This is a genomic window from Velazquezella soli (assembly GCF_977018685.1).
Map to the genome: position 1 here is coordinate 2,006,118 of NZ_CDRNXF010000004.1, position 14,235 is coordinate 2,020,352.

12 protein-coding genes are annotated in these 14,235 nt (G+C 61.8%); 5 read left to right on the forward strand and 7 right to left on the reverse strand.

Features of this window, described 5'->3' with window-relative positions; genetic code table 11:
- Nucleotides 1–45: 45 nt before the first annotated feature.
- From AC0JZ8_RS13225 to AC0JZ8_RS13235, 3 genes are all read right to left on the reverse strand, one after another.
- A complete protein-coding gene (locus tag AC0JZ8_RS13225) occupies nucleotides 46–876 on the reverse strand; it encodes an ABC transporter permease (protein WP_062456514.1) in 831 nt (276 codons plus the stop codon).
- Nucleotides 873–1,655: an ABC transporter permease gene (locus tag AC0JZ8_RS13230; RefSeq protein WP_062580910.1), complete on the reverse strand. Its 783-nt coding sequence runs from the start codon at nucleotides 1,653–1,655 to the stop codon at nucleotides 873–875. Before AC0JZ8_RS13230 ends, AC0JZ8_RS13225 begins: the two co-directional genes overlap by 4 nt.
- A gap of 122 nt (nucleotides 1,656–1,777) precedes the next feature.
- Nucleotides 1,778–2,551 (reverse strand): ABC transporter substrate-binding protein, encoded by a 774-nt coding sequence (locus AC0JZ8_RS13235; RefSeq protein WP_425503175.1) that lies wholly within the window; start codon nucleotides 2,549–2,551, stop codon nucleotides 1,778–1,780.
- 327 nt (nucleotides 2,552–2,878) lie between these two features.
- Here AC0JZ8_RS13235 and AC0JZ8_RS13240 point away from each other — a divergent pair, with 327 nt between their 5' ends.
- Nucleotides 2,879–5,203, forward strand: a complete 2,325-nt coding sequence (locus tag AC0JZ8_RS13240) for an OmpA family protein (protein WP_471892701.1) — start codon at nucleotides 2,879–2,881, stop codon at nucleotides 5,201–5,203.
- Nucleotides 5,204–5,252: 49 nt separating this feature from the next.
- Here AC0JZ8_RS13240 and mobB read toward each other — a convergent pair whose 3' ends face one another.
- The 3 genes from mobB to AC0JZ8_RS13255 are packed head-to-tail and all read right to left on the reverse strand — an operon-like array spanning nucleotide 5,253 to nucleotide 7,323.
- Complete coding sequence (mobB, locus tag AC0JZ8_RS13245; protein ID WP_113110593.1) at nucleotides 5,253–5,771, reverse strand: molybdopterin-guanine dinucleotide biosynthesis protein B; 519 nt, start codon at nucleotides 5,769–5,771, stop codon at nucleotides 5,253–5,255.
- Nucleotides 5,768–6,394, reverse strand: coding sequence for a molybdenum cofactor guanylyltransferase MobA (gene mobA / locus AC0JZ8_RS13250; protein ID WP_197978030.1), 627 nt, complete (start codon nucleotides 6,392–6,394; stop codon nucleotides 5,768–5,770). The genes mobB and mobA overlap by 4 nt, the downstream gene beginning before the upstream one ends.
- A complete protein-coding gene (locus AC0JZ8_RS13255; RefSeq protein ID WP_113110591.1) occupies nucleotides 6,391–7,323 on the reverse strand; it encodes a DMT family transporter in 933 nt (310 codons plus the stop codon). The genes mobA and AC0JZ8_RS13255 overlap by 4 nt, the downstream gene beginning before the upstream one ends.
- 228 nt (nucleotides 7,324–7,551) lie before the next feature.
- On the opposite strand from AC0JZ8_RS13255, the gene AC0JZ8_RS13260 reads away from it, so the two are divergent.
- Complete coding sequence (locus tag AC0JZ8_RS13260) at nucleotides 7,552–10,113, forward strand: methyl-accepting chemotaxis protein (protein ID WP_174196586.1); 2,562 nt, start codon at nucleotides 7,552–7,554, stop codon at nucleotides 10,111–10,113.
- 77 nt (nucleotides 10,114–10,190) lie between these two features.
- On the opposite strand, the gene moaA is transcribed toward AC0JZ8_RS13260, so the two are convergent.
- Nucleotides 10,191–11,177, reverse strand: coding sequence for a GTP 3',8-cyclase MoaA (gene moaA / locus AC0JZ8_RS13265; RefSeq protein WP_113110841.1), 987 nt, complete (start codon nucleotides 11,175–11,177; stop codon nucleotides 10,191–10,193).
- A 210-nt stretch (nucleotides 11,178–11,387) separates the two neighbouring features.
- Between moaA and AC0JZ8_RS13270 the strand changes: the two genes are divergently transcribed.
- The 3 genes from AC0JZ8_RS13270 to AC0JZ8_RS13280 are packed head-to-tail and all read left to right on the forward strand — an operon-like array spanning nucleotide 11,388 to nucleotide 14,234.
- A complete protein-coding gene (locus AC0JZ8_RS13270) occupies nucleotides 11,388–11,774 on the forward strand; it encodes a gamma-butyrobetaine hydroxylase family protein (protein WP_113110589.1) in 387 nt (128 codons plus the stop codon).
- A gap of 31 nt (nucleotides 11,775–11,805) precedes the next feature.
- A complete protein-coding gene (locus AC0JZ8_RS13275) occupies nucleotides 11,806–13,629 on the forward strand; it encodes a monovalent cation:proton antiporter-2 (CPA2) family protein (RefSeq protein WP_062456538.1) in 1,824 nt (607 codons plus the stop codon).
- Nucleotides 13,626–14,234, forward strand: a complete 609-nt coding sequence (locus AC0JZ8_RS13280) for a pyridoxamine 5'-phosphate oxidase family protein (protein WP_092660801.1) — start codon at nucleotides 13,626–13,628, stop codon at nucleotides 14,232–14,234. Before AC0JZ8_RS13275 ends, AC0JZ8_RS13280 begins: the two co-directional genes overlap by 4 nt.
- Nucleotide 14,235: the final 1 nt, after the last annotated feature.

The window sequence follows — 14,235 nt, forward strand, 5'->3', positions numbered from 1 at the left end:
GTTGCGAAGCGCTTTAATCGTCGAAGCGCCGTTTGGCAATCTGGACTAGCGTTTCAGGTGACGGGTCAGGCGGGCTTCCATGAATGCCCAGAGGTGCCTCAGCGCTTCGACCATCGTCAGGTAGAAGATCGCCGCCCAGAGATAGGTCTGGTAGTCGAAGGTGCGCGAGAAGGCATAGCGCGTCTCGCCCATCAGATCAAAAACGGTGACGATGGCTACCACAGCGGAGCCCTTGATCATCAGGATCACTTCGTTGCCGTAAGGGCGAAGTGCGACGATCAGTGCCTGCGGCAGGATGACCTTGCGCAGCGTGATGCGCTTGGAAATGCCGAGAGCTGCGGCACCCTCGTGCTGGCCGCGCGGCACGCTTTCGATGGCACCGCGCAGGATTTCCGCCTGGTAGGCGGCCGTGTTGATCGTCAGCGAAAACAGCCCGCAATACCAGGCTTCGCGGAAGAACCACCATAGACCGACGGATTCCAGTTCAGCCCGGAAGCTGCCGAGACCGTAATAGATGAGGAAGAGCTGTGCGAGCAGCGGCGTCGAGCGGAACAGATAGACGTAGGCGTAGGCGATCGTGTTGAGCACGCGGTTCTTCGACATGCGGGCGAACGCGATCGGCAGCGAAAGCAGCGCGCCGAGAACGATGGAGATGCCGACAATCGAGATGGTCGTCCACAGGCCGTTGAGGTAGCGCGGCCCATAGCGCTCAAACTTCGCCGTATCCCAGCCGTTGATGACCATCATCACCAACGCTGCTGCGAGCAGGCCCCAGAGTACCAGAACGACGATGCCCGCAACCTTGGCAGCGGTCAGCGGCCTCGCGACGACGGCGGGCGCAGGGCGTGGCGCTATCAGCTCTTTCACAAAGCTCATCGCGATACTCCCGAGCGTTTGGCCCAGCGTTCGATGAAGCCCAGTCCGAACGAGGAGATCATCGCAAGCACGAGATAGAGAAGGCAGGCGATGGTATAGAAGAAGAACGCCTCACGGCTGACGCGCGCGGCAATGCCTGTCTGGCGGATGATATCGGCAAGGCCGATGACCGAGACGTAGGACGTATCCTTCAGCAGGATCAGCCAGAGATTGGTGAGGCCCGGCAGCGCGATGCGGATGAGCTGCGGCAGGACGATCAGGAACATCGTGCGCCAGCGCCGAAGGCCAAGCGCATCGCCGGCCTCATACTGGCCGCGCGGGATGGCGCGAAAGGCAGAGAGAAGCACTTCCGACGAGTAGGAGGAGAAGACGACAGCGAGAGCTACCATCCCAGCCACGAAGGCGTTGATCTCGACGCGCCCGTCATAGCCTAAGGTCGACAGCACTGTCTGAAGAAGGATCTGGGCACCGTAATAGACGATGAACAGCGTCAGCAGCTCGGGAAGGCCGCGAAAGATCGTGGTGTAGATGCCGGCAGCCAGCCGCAGCAGCCGTTCTTCCGACTGCGCAGCGAGCGCGATCAGGAAGCCGATGATGAGGCCGACCGGCAGGGTCGCTAAGGCCAGCGTGATCGTGACCTTGACGCCAAAGGCGATCTCGTCGCCCCATCCGGCGTCGCCGCAGGCGATCAGGGAACCTTGGCCGAGCCAGGTAAAGATGCCGGCCGGGCCGCAAAACGGGTCGAGCGTATCGAAGAGGGCGGAGAGCCATCCGCTCATAGGGTCATTCCGGTTCGTTCCCCATGCGGCTTTTAAGATGCCGCTTCAGTCATAGGTGTCATTAAAAAGGAAAACGGCGGAAGGGCAAGCCTTCCGCCGTTCATATTCCGGCGTATAGACGATTACTTGTCGCCGTACACGTCGAAGTCGAAATACTTCTTGTTGATTTCGGCGTATTTGCCGTTGGCGCGGATCGCGGCGATCGCGGCGGTGAACTTGTCGGCCAGTGCCGTTTCGTCCTTGCGCACGGCGATGCCGGCGCCTTCGCCGTTGATCTCAGCATCGACCGGGAGCGGTGCAAGGATCTTACAGCAGTTGCCGGCTTCGGACTTCACCCATTCCGACAGGACAACGATGTCGTCCACAACGCCGTCGATGCGGCCGTTGGTGAGGTCGAGCTTGTACTCGTCAGACGTCGGGTAGAGCTTCAGTTCGGAATCGGGGAAATGCTTCTCGGTGTAGTTCGAGTGGGTGGTCGAACCCTGGGCGCCGAGCGTCTTGCCCTTGAGCGAGGCCGCGGTCGCATCCTTCAGCGGCGAATCCTTCGGCACGGCGACTGCCGGCGGCGTGTTGTAATATTTCTTCGAGAACGCAACCTGCTGCATGCGCTCCGGCGTGATCGACATGGAGGCGATGATAGCATCGAACTTCTTCGACTGCAGCGCCGGGATGATGCCATCCCAGTCGTTGGTGACGAAGGTGCAGGTGACCTTCATTTCGTCACACAGCGCCTTGGCGATGTCGATGTCGAAACCGGTCAGATTGCCGTTGGATTCGAGAACGTTGAAGGGCGGGTAAGCGCCCTCGGTGCCGATCGTGAGCTTTTCCTGGGCAAGCGCGGATCCGGCGAAAAGCGATACAGCCGCGATGGATGCAGCTGCGAAAAGGCGGGACATGGTCATAATGATCCTCTCTGTTGGCAAGACCGGCGGCGTTGAATTCATACGCCATCCGGGTTGCGGGGCTTAAGGCCAGCTCGCCCCGTCTGACGTTTTATAGATACCGGCCAACGGGAAATTGCAACGGCATTTTCCTGCCCGATGACACGTCGCGGGAGGTGAACGCGGCATTCAGTTGTCATTCATGTGGTTGGGAACAGTCTTTGCGGAACCATATCGGTTGAATACCCGTTCAGCCGGCGCGTCAGCCCGAGGTCATTCTTTCGAACGATGCATAATACGGGATGCGCCAAGGGAAGAGACGCTTGAGAAGAGGAAGATTGCATGTCTAAAAAATTCAGACTGTTTGCCAGCGTGGCTGCGCCGGTGCTGTCGCTGCCGCTGATGCTGCAGCCGGTTGGTGCCATGCCGCTGAAGGCTGCCATTGAAGTCAACCAGGCTCCGGCCTCGGTACCAGGTCTCATCCAGGTGCAGCAGGAAGTCATCGCGCCTGAAGATGGTGGTGGCGAAAAGCCGCAGCGTCCGCGCCGCGAAAAGAGCGAAGCGGGCCAGGGCGAAGACAAGCCAGAGCGGCCGCAGCGTCGCCAGGCCGCGGAAGACGGTGGCGGTGCCAGCGAGCGCCCGCAGCGTCGCCAGCGGGCTGAAGACAACGGCGGCGCAAGCGAGCGTCCAGCACGCCGCGCGCAGGCTGAACAGGGCGAGCCCGAGCAGAAGAAGCCAGCGCGCCGCGATGCCGAGCGTCAGCAGGATGCACCTGCAGCAGGCGAACGCCCGCGCCGTGAAGCGCAGGGAAGCGATGCCAAGGAGCGTCCGCCTGCAGCGGACCGTTCCAATGCCGAAAGTGAGCGCCCGAAGCCATCCCGTGACCGCGCCGATCCGTCCAAGGCCGATGCTGCCGACAGGGCAAAGCCGGACGATGCAAAGCCGGCCAAGCCTGAAAAGGCACAGGCCGATCGTGCAAAGCCAGACCAGGCCGATCCGGATCAGGCTCGTCCGCAGCGCGAAAAGGCCGGCGATGAACAGTCGCCTGAGCGTCCGCGCGCGCAGGGCGATCGTAACAAGGTAGATCCGAAGGCCGACCCCAAGGTTGATCCGAAGGCTGCGGAACGCAATGCTCGCGACACCGACGCTGAGAACGGGGCTACGCCACCGCGCGACGCCAAGGATCGCAACCAGCGCGACCAGACCCGTCCGGATACCGCAACGCAGCCAGACGCGGCTCGCCCAGACCGTAATCAGGCTGACCGTAACCCAGCCGATCGCGACCAGAACAACCGTCGTCCTGGTGATGCCGATCAGGCCAATCCGAACGAGCCCGGCCGTGATCGTCCCGATCGCAACCAGGCCGATCGCAATCAGCCGGAGACCGATCAGCCCGCAAACGGCCGTCCGCGGCCGCCGCAGGTTGCCGATACGCCTGACAAGGTGGAGCGCGCCAAGGAACTGGCGAAGGATCCGAAGTCTGCGCAGCGCGGCGAACAGCCGACCCTGCCGGTCGAAAACGGTGCAGCGGTGCTCGACAGCGCCAAGGAAGATGCACGTCCGCGTCGTCCGGACCGCGATGGTGAGCGTCCGCGCCGCGACCGCGACCGCGATGCCCAGCAGGCGGATCGTGCACCGCCACGTTCCGACGCTGATTCCCAGTCCAACACCCGGGAGACAGCCGACCAGAGGCGCAATTTCCGCGAACTGTCCGAAGAGCGCGGCGAACGGCTCGACCGTCGTCCGCAGTTCGATCGCCCGCGTGGCTGGGATTATCGCGGTCAGGACGGCCAGGACGTCGGTCGTAACGATCGCGGCAGGGATCGTGGCCGCGTAATCATCTCGATCGACAACCAGTCGGTCGTGCGCCACGATGACAGCCGCCGCTTCTATGAAGAAGACGGTCGCCAGCCGGAATACGAGCGTCTGCGCGATGGTCGTGTACGTGAAGTGATCGAGCGCGACGACGGCACCCGGATCGTCACCGTGCGCAACCGTTACGGCGAGATCGTCCAGCGGTCGCGTATCGTGCGCGGGGGCGAGGAATACGTTCTCTACTATGCTCCGGAACTGTCGGAACAGAACCGCGGTGCAGATTATACCTGGCGCGATCCGGGTGACGATCTGCCGCCGATGCGTCTCGACGTTCCGCTCGACGACTACATTATCGACACGTCGTCGGAACCTGACCGGAACTACTACGAGTTCCTCGAACAGCCGCCGGTCGAACAGGTCGAGCGCGTCTATTCGCTGGATGAGGTTCGCTACTCGGCCCGTATCCGCGACAAGGTTCGTCGTATCGACCTGGATACGGTGACCTTCGCCACAGGCAGTGCCGAAATTCCGATGAATCAGGCAAGCTCGCTGCGCAAGGTTGCGGATGCGATCAACCAGGTGCTGAAGAAGGACCCGGCTGAAACCTTCCTGATCGAAGGCCATACCGACGCCGTCGGCGCGGATGATGCCAACCTCGTCCTGTCCGACGAGCGTGCGGAAAGCGTTGCCCGCGTTCTGACCGACGCTTACGGCATCCCGCCCGAAAACCTGGCGACCCAGGGCTACGGCGAACGCTACCTGAAGGTTCGCACCGACGGACCGAACCAGGAAAACCGCCGCGTCACCATCCGCCGCATCACGGCGCTGGTAAAGCCGGTTGCGTCGAAATAGTCTGGTTCACCAGAGTTGATCAGAGAGCGCCCGGTTTATCCGGGCGTTTTCATTTCTGCGGGAGAGAAACGACGTTCGCGATGAAATCCGCGATGGCGACCGTGTCGTCGAGATCGAAGACGGGCAGGGACGTACCCTCCACCGCATGATCGGCAGCGATGGCAACAATGTGCGGATCGGTCGGAGCCAGTGGCTCGCGGCTTTTCGATTCGAGCCTTCGGGCCTCGATCTTGGGCACAGGCTCGCGCTTGTAGCCCTCTATCAGCACCAGATCGCAGGGCGCGATACGATCGAGAACGTCCTGCAGACTGGGTTCCGGATCGCCGCGCAGCTCGTGCATGATGGCAAACCGGGTGCCGGAGACGATCGTGACTTCATGCGCGCCGGCCTGACGGTGCCGGAACGAGTCGGCGCCGACCTTGTCGATGTCGAAATCGTGGTGGGCGTGCTTGATCGTCGAGATCTTGTAGCCGCGGCGGGTGAACTCCGTCACCAGTCGCACGGCAAGGCCGGTCTTGCCGGAGTTCTTCCAGCCTGCAATTCCAAAGACACGGGGCGGCACTGTCATCTCAGAGCCTCGGTGAAGCGCTTGGCCAAGGCCAGATCCTCCGGAGTGTTGATATTGAGAAAAGGATCGAGCATGTCGCCGCCGATGTCGAGAATTGGGAAATCCACATAGACCGTCGAATGGCGATCCAGAAATGCCCTGAGGCGACGGTTGTCGGGATCAACAAGCCATTTTTCGAGGTCGTCGGCGATCGACTTCGGCCAGAGCGCGAAAACGGGATGCGTGCGACCATCCGACGTAGCGACGGCAATGGTTTCAGGGCCAGCGTCGGCTTTGAGATGTGCCACCAGATCGAGCGGCAGGAACGGACTGTCGCAGGGGACCGTCACCATATGGGACGCATCGGTGTCCTGCGCCTGCAGGTCGAAAAGACCGGCCAGGACGCCTTCGAGCGGGCCGGCCTGGCCCGGTCTCAAGTCGGGAACGAGACGTAGCCCGCGAATATTCTCTGGGGCTTCGGGCGCATTCAGAACGATCGATATCACCTGAGGCGCGAGCCGATCGACGACATGGCCGAGGATCGTCTTTCCGGCGAGCGGCAGATCAGCCTTGTTTTGCCCCATGCGGCTGGATCGGCCGCCGGCGAGAATGAGAGCCGGGAGATTGTTTAAGGCAGTTATCATCGGCCCGTTTCTCTCGTCTGCGTGGAGCCGGGCGGGGCGACGTCGGCGGCGGTCGCGACCTGCTGCTTCCTCTTTTTCTCGCGCGCGAACGTGTAGAGACCGGAGCCGATCACGATTGCCGCTCCCGCAAGCATGCTGCCGCTCGGCTCCTCGCCGAAGAACAGGATCCCGATCGCCAGAGCCCAGATCAGGCTCGTGTAGCGGAACGGCGTCACAAACGAGACCTCTCCCGTGCGCATCGCCATGATCACGGTCTGATAACCCGCAAAAACGAGGAGCGATGTCAGGACGAGAATGGAGAAGGTGCCGGCGCTCACCGGTTGCCAGCCGCCCATCGGCACGATCAGGATAATGCCGAGAAGCGTGTTGGCAAAGCTGGTGAAGAAGGTGATGCTGATGGTCGGAATCTCGGCGCTGATCCGCCGGGTCGTCAGGTCGCGGCAGGCGGTGAAGCATAAAGCGATGAGCGGATAGACAGCGTCCGCCGAAAATCCTTCCGCGCCGGGGCGCAGAATGAGAAGGACGCCAACGAGCCCGACCCCGATCGCGCTCCAGCGCCGCCAGCCAACCGGTTCACGAAAAATGAGTGCTGCGCCGAGCGTGACGACCAGTGGCAGCGACTGCATGATGGAGGCAGCGGTGGCAAATTCGAGCCGGGCGAGCGCGGTGAAATACGCAAGGGTGGCGCCGAGTTCGCAAAATCCTCGCAAAAGGACGAGGGGATGGCTCAGCGTTTTTAGCGAAATCGACGCGCGAAGGTGGCGCGCGATGAAATAGACGAGGGTTGTGGTCATGACCCCGCGCACGGCAATGATCTGTGCAATGCTGAGCTCTGACGTAACGGATTTGACCAAAGCGTCGTTGAAGGTAAATGCCGCCATGGCGAACGCCATAACCAGGGCGCCGCGTGCGTTTTCGGACAGACTCATGATGTCTCCTCGGGACCGCGCCGTCTTAACGCAGCTTCAAACGGTCCGCCAGCAGCCACATGTCCCCGTTCTTGCGAAATCGCAACTCGGACGTCCTTGAGTTAACGCTTGTTCAACCGAATTTGCAGATTGTGTGCAGCAATGTTACCCGCATGACGTGGGGGCGCTTGCTGGATAACCCGCGAATGAACAGCGGAGCCGGGGGCTACTCAACAACCCGGGGGTTCCATGTCATTCGTCGATCGTCTGCTTCAAAGACGCAAAATTGTCACCAAGGTTCTTCTCTTCGTCGTGCCACTGGTGCTTCTGATTGCAGGCGTGGGAATGGCTGGCTTCTATACGGCCGAAACGCTGAACGGTCATATGACCGTGACGCGTGCCACGATCGAAAATATCGGCGATTTCGAAGATCTCCAGTCATCGCTTCAGGCATTCACCGAGGCTCCGTCGGATCAGACCGTCGCGACCCTGCGGTCCAGTATCGCGCGTCAGGCTGACGGCGTCGGCCGGTTGCAAGGGCTGTTGCAGACCGAGGGTGACCGTAACCGGATAGCCGTTGTCCGCGAGCTTGCGGCTAAGCTCTCAGCCGACACGGATGGGCTGTGGGCGATCGAACAGATGCGCAAGCGCAATGTCGAGGAGATCAATCAGATCCTCAAAGGCGTGCGCGATGCTTCCAACGGCGTCGACAAGCAGGTCGAGATCATCCAGAAACAGTTTGACGGCAAAGAGAAATTCGCCAAGCGGCAGCTGTTTGAAGCCTACGCGTATCGATCCGTCGCGCGTCGGCTGGAAAATCTGCGCAATGCCGTGCGGGCCTCCGAAACCGACGAAGCCACCGTCAAGGGCGCGGAGCTTTACGGCCACACTCTGAAAAAGGAATTCGCGATCGTCGCTCCGATGCTGTCGTCCAACGGCAAGGCGGCCATGGCGCCGATCGAGCAGTCGGCCGATCAGCTTCTGGCCGTCATCGCCAGCGACAAGCCGGTTGCCGACAAGGCCCAGGCTCTGCGCATTGCGACAAGTGCCTTCATGAGACCGCAGGGGGAACTTGCCGCCGAAGTGACGAAGAAATCCGGTGACGCAGCCGAGCGTTTCGTCGATCTCGAAGGCGAGGTGGAAGTGCTGAAGAGCGTTCTCGACCAGATCGACCAGTCGCTCCAGATTTCGAACGCGATGCAGCTGCATGCCGAGCGTTTCATGACGGTGCCGACCGATGAAGCACGTTCGCATATCATTGCCGACATCGTGGCGCTGAGGGCAACAAGCGCAAAAGTCTCCGAACTCAATTCACGCAATGCCGCCACCCGCGACTTTGGACCGACCCTTGCGACACTGCTGAGCGCGCTGGACAAGAGCACGGCGACGACGATTGTCAACGCTGGTGAATGGACTGCGGCACGCACGAAGGCGACAGAAACGCTGACGGCGGGCATGGCCGGCCTCAAGAACTTCGTGGCGCAGGCGCAGGAGGTCGGCAAGGCGGACAGCGAGCGTTCGGCCACCGTTTCCGTGATCGCCATGGTGGCGGGCACGCTGCTTGCCATCGCCGGCGGCCTCATGCTGGTCGAGACGCTGCGCGGACCTTTGCGCCGCGTCACCGAGATCATGAAGCGTCTGGCCGATGGCGATCTCGATGTGAAGATCGAAGGCCGCGAGCGGGGCGACGAGATCGGCGACATGGTGCGCTCGGTCAGCGTGTTCCGCGATTCGGCGCTGGAGAACATTCGGCTGGAAAAAGAGGCGACGTCGGCACGTGAGCTTTCGAGCGCCGAATCGGACCGCCGCACAAGCGAACGTGCCCGGATTGCCGCCGAACAGCGTCAGGCGCTGACCGCTCTCTCGAGCGTTCTCGGCCAGCTTGCCGAAGGCGACCTGGAGCAGACCATGGATGAAAACCTGCCCGAGGATTTCATCGAGATGGCCCGCACATACAACCGCGCCGTCGAAGAGTTGCGCGGCACGCTTGCCGACGTTCGTTCCACGGCCGACGAGATCGAAGGCGGCACCGGCAATCTTGCGGCGTCCGCCGACGACCTTGCCCGGCGCACCGAGCAGCAGGCGGCGGCACTCGAGCAGAGTTCGCGTGCGCTCCGCCATCTCGGCGACATCGTCCGCGCAACGGCGCAGAGCGCTCGCGAAACCTCGACATCCGTCAACGAGACTGAAGCTTTTGCGGTGCGTTCGGGCGAGGTCGTGGCACGCGCTGTCGGCGCCATGGGCGAGATCAGCCGGTCGTCGGAGAAGATTGCAACCATCATCGGCGTCATCGATGAGATCGCCTTCCAGACCAACCTGCTTGCGCTCAATGCCGGTGTCGAAGCCGCACGCGCAGGTGAGGCGGGTCGCGGTTTTGCCGTGGTCGCGCAGGAAGTCCGCGAATTGGCGCAACGCTGCGCAGGCGCTGCCCGCGAAATCAAGGGGCTGATCTCGGCAAGTTCCGCTCAGGTGACCAATGGCGTGCACCTGGTTGAAGAGACAGGTGGCGCGCTCTCGCAGATCATCGCCCATGTGACCGACGTGCGCAAACTGGTGACGCAGATCTCCGATGCTGCCGAGGAACAGTCGACGGGGATCAGCCAAGTCACCCGCGCGGTTCAGGAAGTGGAACACATCACCCAGCGGAACGCCGCGATGGTGGAAGAAAACAATGCCGAGATCCACGGCCTGCGCCAACGGGTCGGCGTTCTCTCCGAAAAGATCGAGCGGTTCAAGACCCGCGAACCGCATGCACAGTTCGGCATGGGCAGTTATGACCGGCGCGATCAGCAGCGACGCGACGTCGCCTGAGGCGATCGCTGCAGTCCCAAAATGCAAAGAGCCGGCTCAAGCCGGCTCTTTTCACATCTGACTTTGCTTCGTTTACATCACCCGCCGGTGACGCTCATGTGCCGCGACACCGCCGGGCGGTTGTTGCGGTCGATAATGAAGTCGTGGCCTTTCGGCTTGCGCGAGATCGCCTCGTCGATCGCCGCCGAGAGAACGGCCGGATCGTCCGATGCGCGCAGCGCTGCCCGAAGATCGGCAGCGTCGTTCTGGCCGAGGCACATGTAGAGCGTGCCGGTGCAGGTCAGGCGGACGCGGTTGCAGCCTTCGCAGAAGTTATGCGTCATCGGCGTGATGAAGCCGACGCGGCCACCGGTTTCGGCGACCTCGACATAGCGGGCAGGGCCACCGGTCTTGTAGGGGATGTCGGTGAACGTGAACTGCTGTTCGAGATCGGCGCGCAGCTTCGACAGCGGCAGATAGCGGTCCGTGCGGTCTTCCTCGATCTCGCCCATCGGCATGGTCTCGATGACCGTCAGGTCCATTCCGCGGCCATGCGCAAAGCGCAGCATGTCGGCGATCTCGAATTCGTTGAAATCCTTGAGCGCGACCGCATTCAGCTTGATCTTCAAGCCCGCCTTTTGCGCCGCATCGATGCCTTCCATGACCTTGGAGAAGTCACCCCAGCGTGTGATGGTCTTGAACTTGTCGGGATCGAGCGTATCGAGCGAGACGTTGATGCGACGCACGCCGCAATCGTAGAGTTCCTGTGCATGGCGGGCGAGCTGGGAGCCGTTCGTCGTCAGCGTCAGCTCGTCGAGATTGCCCTCTTCGATGTGGCGACCGATCGAGCGGACCAGATACATGATGTTCTTGCGCACCAAAGGTTCGCCGCCGGTTAGCCGAAGCTTGCGGACGCCCTTTGCGACGAAGGCCGAACAGAGCCTGTCGAGCTCTTCCAGCGTCAGCAGGTCCTTTTTCGGCAGGAACGTCATGTTTTCCGCCATGCAATAGGTACAGCGAAAGTCGCAGCGATCCGTGACCGAGACACGCAGATAGGTCACCGCGCGACCAAACTTGTCGATCATCGGTGCGTTGGTCGCGGCAGGGCCGGCAGTCAGTGGCGGTATGACAAATGAATTCACGGGTAAATACTCCTGACGCCAGAACTTGGGTCCGATCCGGGGCAACGTCAAGGTTTGTACTCCTTAACGTGATGATGGACCGTTCACGGCGAACGGGCTTGCGAGGCATGAGCGAAGTCCATAATCGTGAGACATTCAAATTGGAAGAGAAACATGACTGACGTTCCCAACGACAGCTGGCCGACGGAATTGCGGGTTTCGCCGGACAAGAGAACACTGACCGTGCGCTTTGAAGACGGTGCGTCTTACGCCCTGTCCGCCGAGATGATGCGCGTGCTCTCGCCTTCCGCAGAAGTTCAGGGCCACAGCCCGGACCAGAAGGTGACGGTACCGGGAAAGCGCCTTGTGGGCATACGCAACGTCGTCGCGACCGGCAATTATGCGGTCCGCATCGCGTTCGACGACGGCCATGACAGCGGTATCTTTACCTGGCGCTATCTGCGCGAGCTAGGGACCGAGGGCGACGCGCTTTTCCAGGGTTACGAAAATGATCTGGCGGCCAAGGGACTGAGCCGCGATAGTGTCACGCAGACGCGCTAAAGCGATTTCGAAAACAAAGGGGATTGTCGGGGTGGCAGCGGAATCAAATGCGGGCGATCTGGTTCAGGTCGTCGCGCTTCTCGGGGCAGCGGTTATTGCGGCACCCCTCTTCAAGAAGATCGGTCTCGGATCCGTGCTCGGCTACCTCGCCGCTGGTTTGGCGATCGGGCCTTTTGGACTGAAGCTTGTCTCGGATCCGCAGGCGATCCTGCACATTGCCGAACTCGGCGTCGTCATGTTCCTGTTCGTCATCGGCCTGGAAATGCAGCCATCGCGGCTTTGGAGCATGCGAAAGGATATTTTCGGGCTTGGCGCACTTCAGGTGTGCGCCTGTATTGTTTTGCTGATGGCTGTCGGGATCGGCTTCGGTTATCCGGCGCCTGTCGCCTTCGTCGCCGGCACCGGCTTCGTCCTGACCTCGACGGCAATCGTCATGCAGATGCTTCAGGAGCGCAACCATCTGCACACGCCGAAGGGCCAGCATATCGTTGCGATCCTGCTGTTTGAGGATCTCGCCATCGTGCCGCTGCTGGCTATCGTCGCGCTCCTCGCGGCGCAGGGCGAGGCCGTATCCTTGACCGAGCGGCTGCAATCGGTCGGCATCGGGTTTGCAGCGCTTGCCGCACTCGTTCTTGCCGGGCGATACCTGCTCAACCCGTTCTTCCGGCTGCTTGCCAATTCCGGTGCGCGGGAGGTGATGACCGCCGCGGCTCTGCTCGTCGTGCTCGGATCGGCGCTGCTGATGCAGTTTGCGGGACTGTCGATGGCGATGGGCGCGTTTCTTGCGGGCGTTCTCCTGTCCGAATCATCCTTCCGGCATCAGCTCGAGGCCGATATCGAACCGTTTCGCGGCATTCTGCTGGGTCTGTTCTTTCTCGGCGTCGGCATGGCGGTCGATCTGTCGGTGATTGCCGCCAACTGGCAGCACGTTCTCCTTGCCGTGATCGCCTACATGATCGTCAAGGGGCTGGTGATCTACGGGGTCGCAAGGCTGCTCGGCACGTCCCACGCCGAAGGTCTCGGCCGTGCGATCCTGATGGCGCAGGGCGGCGAATTCGCGTTCGTGCTCTACGCGGCGGCGGCCTCCGTCGGCATCTTGGATTCCGATACGAATGCCGTGCTGACGGCGACGATCGTCATCTCGATGGCAGTGACGCCGCTGGTCGTGGCGATCTACGTGCGCACCGCGCCGAAGCCGGAAGTGGATACGAGCGGTCTGGCCGAGCCAGAGAATATCGAAAATACGGTGCTGTTGATCGGCTTCGGGCGTTTTGGACAGATCGTCAGCCAGCCGGTTCTGGCGCGAGGCTATACGCTGTCGATCATCGACAGCAATGCGGAGTTTATCCGCGACATCGGCGATTTCGGCTTCAAGGTCTATTACGGTGACGGTGTCCGACCCGAGATCCTGCATGCAGCCGGTGCGGCGACGGCAAGGGCGATCCTGATCTGTGTGGACGACAAGGAAGCGGCGCTGAAGATCGCCGAGATCGTCAAGGAAGAGTTCCCGCTCGTTCCGGTTCTCGCCCGCGCCTATGACCGCGGTCATGCGATCGATCTTCTGAAGGCCGGCGTCGATTACCAGATCCGCGAAACCTACGATTCGGCGCTGAGCTTCGGAGGCGAGGTTCTGCGCGCTCTGGGTGAGGCCGACGAGACCGCGCTTCAGATGGTCGAGGAGTTCCGCGAGATCGATCGCGAACGGTTCGCGCTGGAACAGGTCGGCGGCATCTATGCCGGCCGTTCGCTAATCAAGGGCAATGCGCAACCCGCAGACATCATCGCCGCCAAAACGGCGCGCGAACGGGAACGACGGGCGGCCGCACAGGACGCGGCGCAAGGGGCAGCAAGATGACGGTTATCACGACGGTCGACGAACTGAAGGCGATCTATGGCGACAGCAGCGAGGCATCGCTTGCCAAGGTGACCCGCTTCCTGACGGCTGAATATCGGCAGATGATCGAGGCATCACCGTTCGTGGCGCTGGCAACCGTCGGGCCGGAAGGGATCGACTGCTCGCCGCGCGGCGATCTCGGCGGGGTGGTGCGGATCGAGGACGAGCGGACGCTGGCGCTTCCGGACTGGCGTGGTAACAACCGCATCGATTCGCTGATCAACATCGTTCGAGATCCGCGGGTCGCCCTGATGTTTCTCGTGCCGGGCTCGACGATGACGATGCGGATCAATGGTCGCGCGGTGGTGTCGGTGGAACCCGGACTGCTTCAAAGCTTCGAGATGGACGGCAAGCACCCGCGCAGCGTAACGGTGATTGCTATCGACGAGGTCTATTTCCAATGCGCGCGGGCGCTGATGCGGTCGGAACTGTGGAACCCAGCTCGGTTTGTTGACCCGAAGACCCTTCCGACGCCCGGCACCTTGCTGAAGGCGGCAAAGGCCGACTTCGACAAGGAGACCTATGACCGCGACTGGGCGGACCGTGCCGCCAAGACGATGTGGTGAG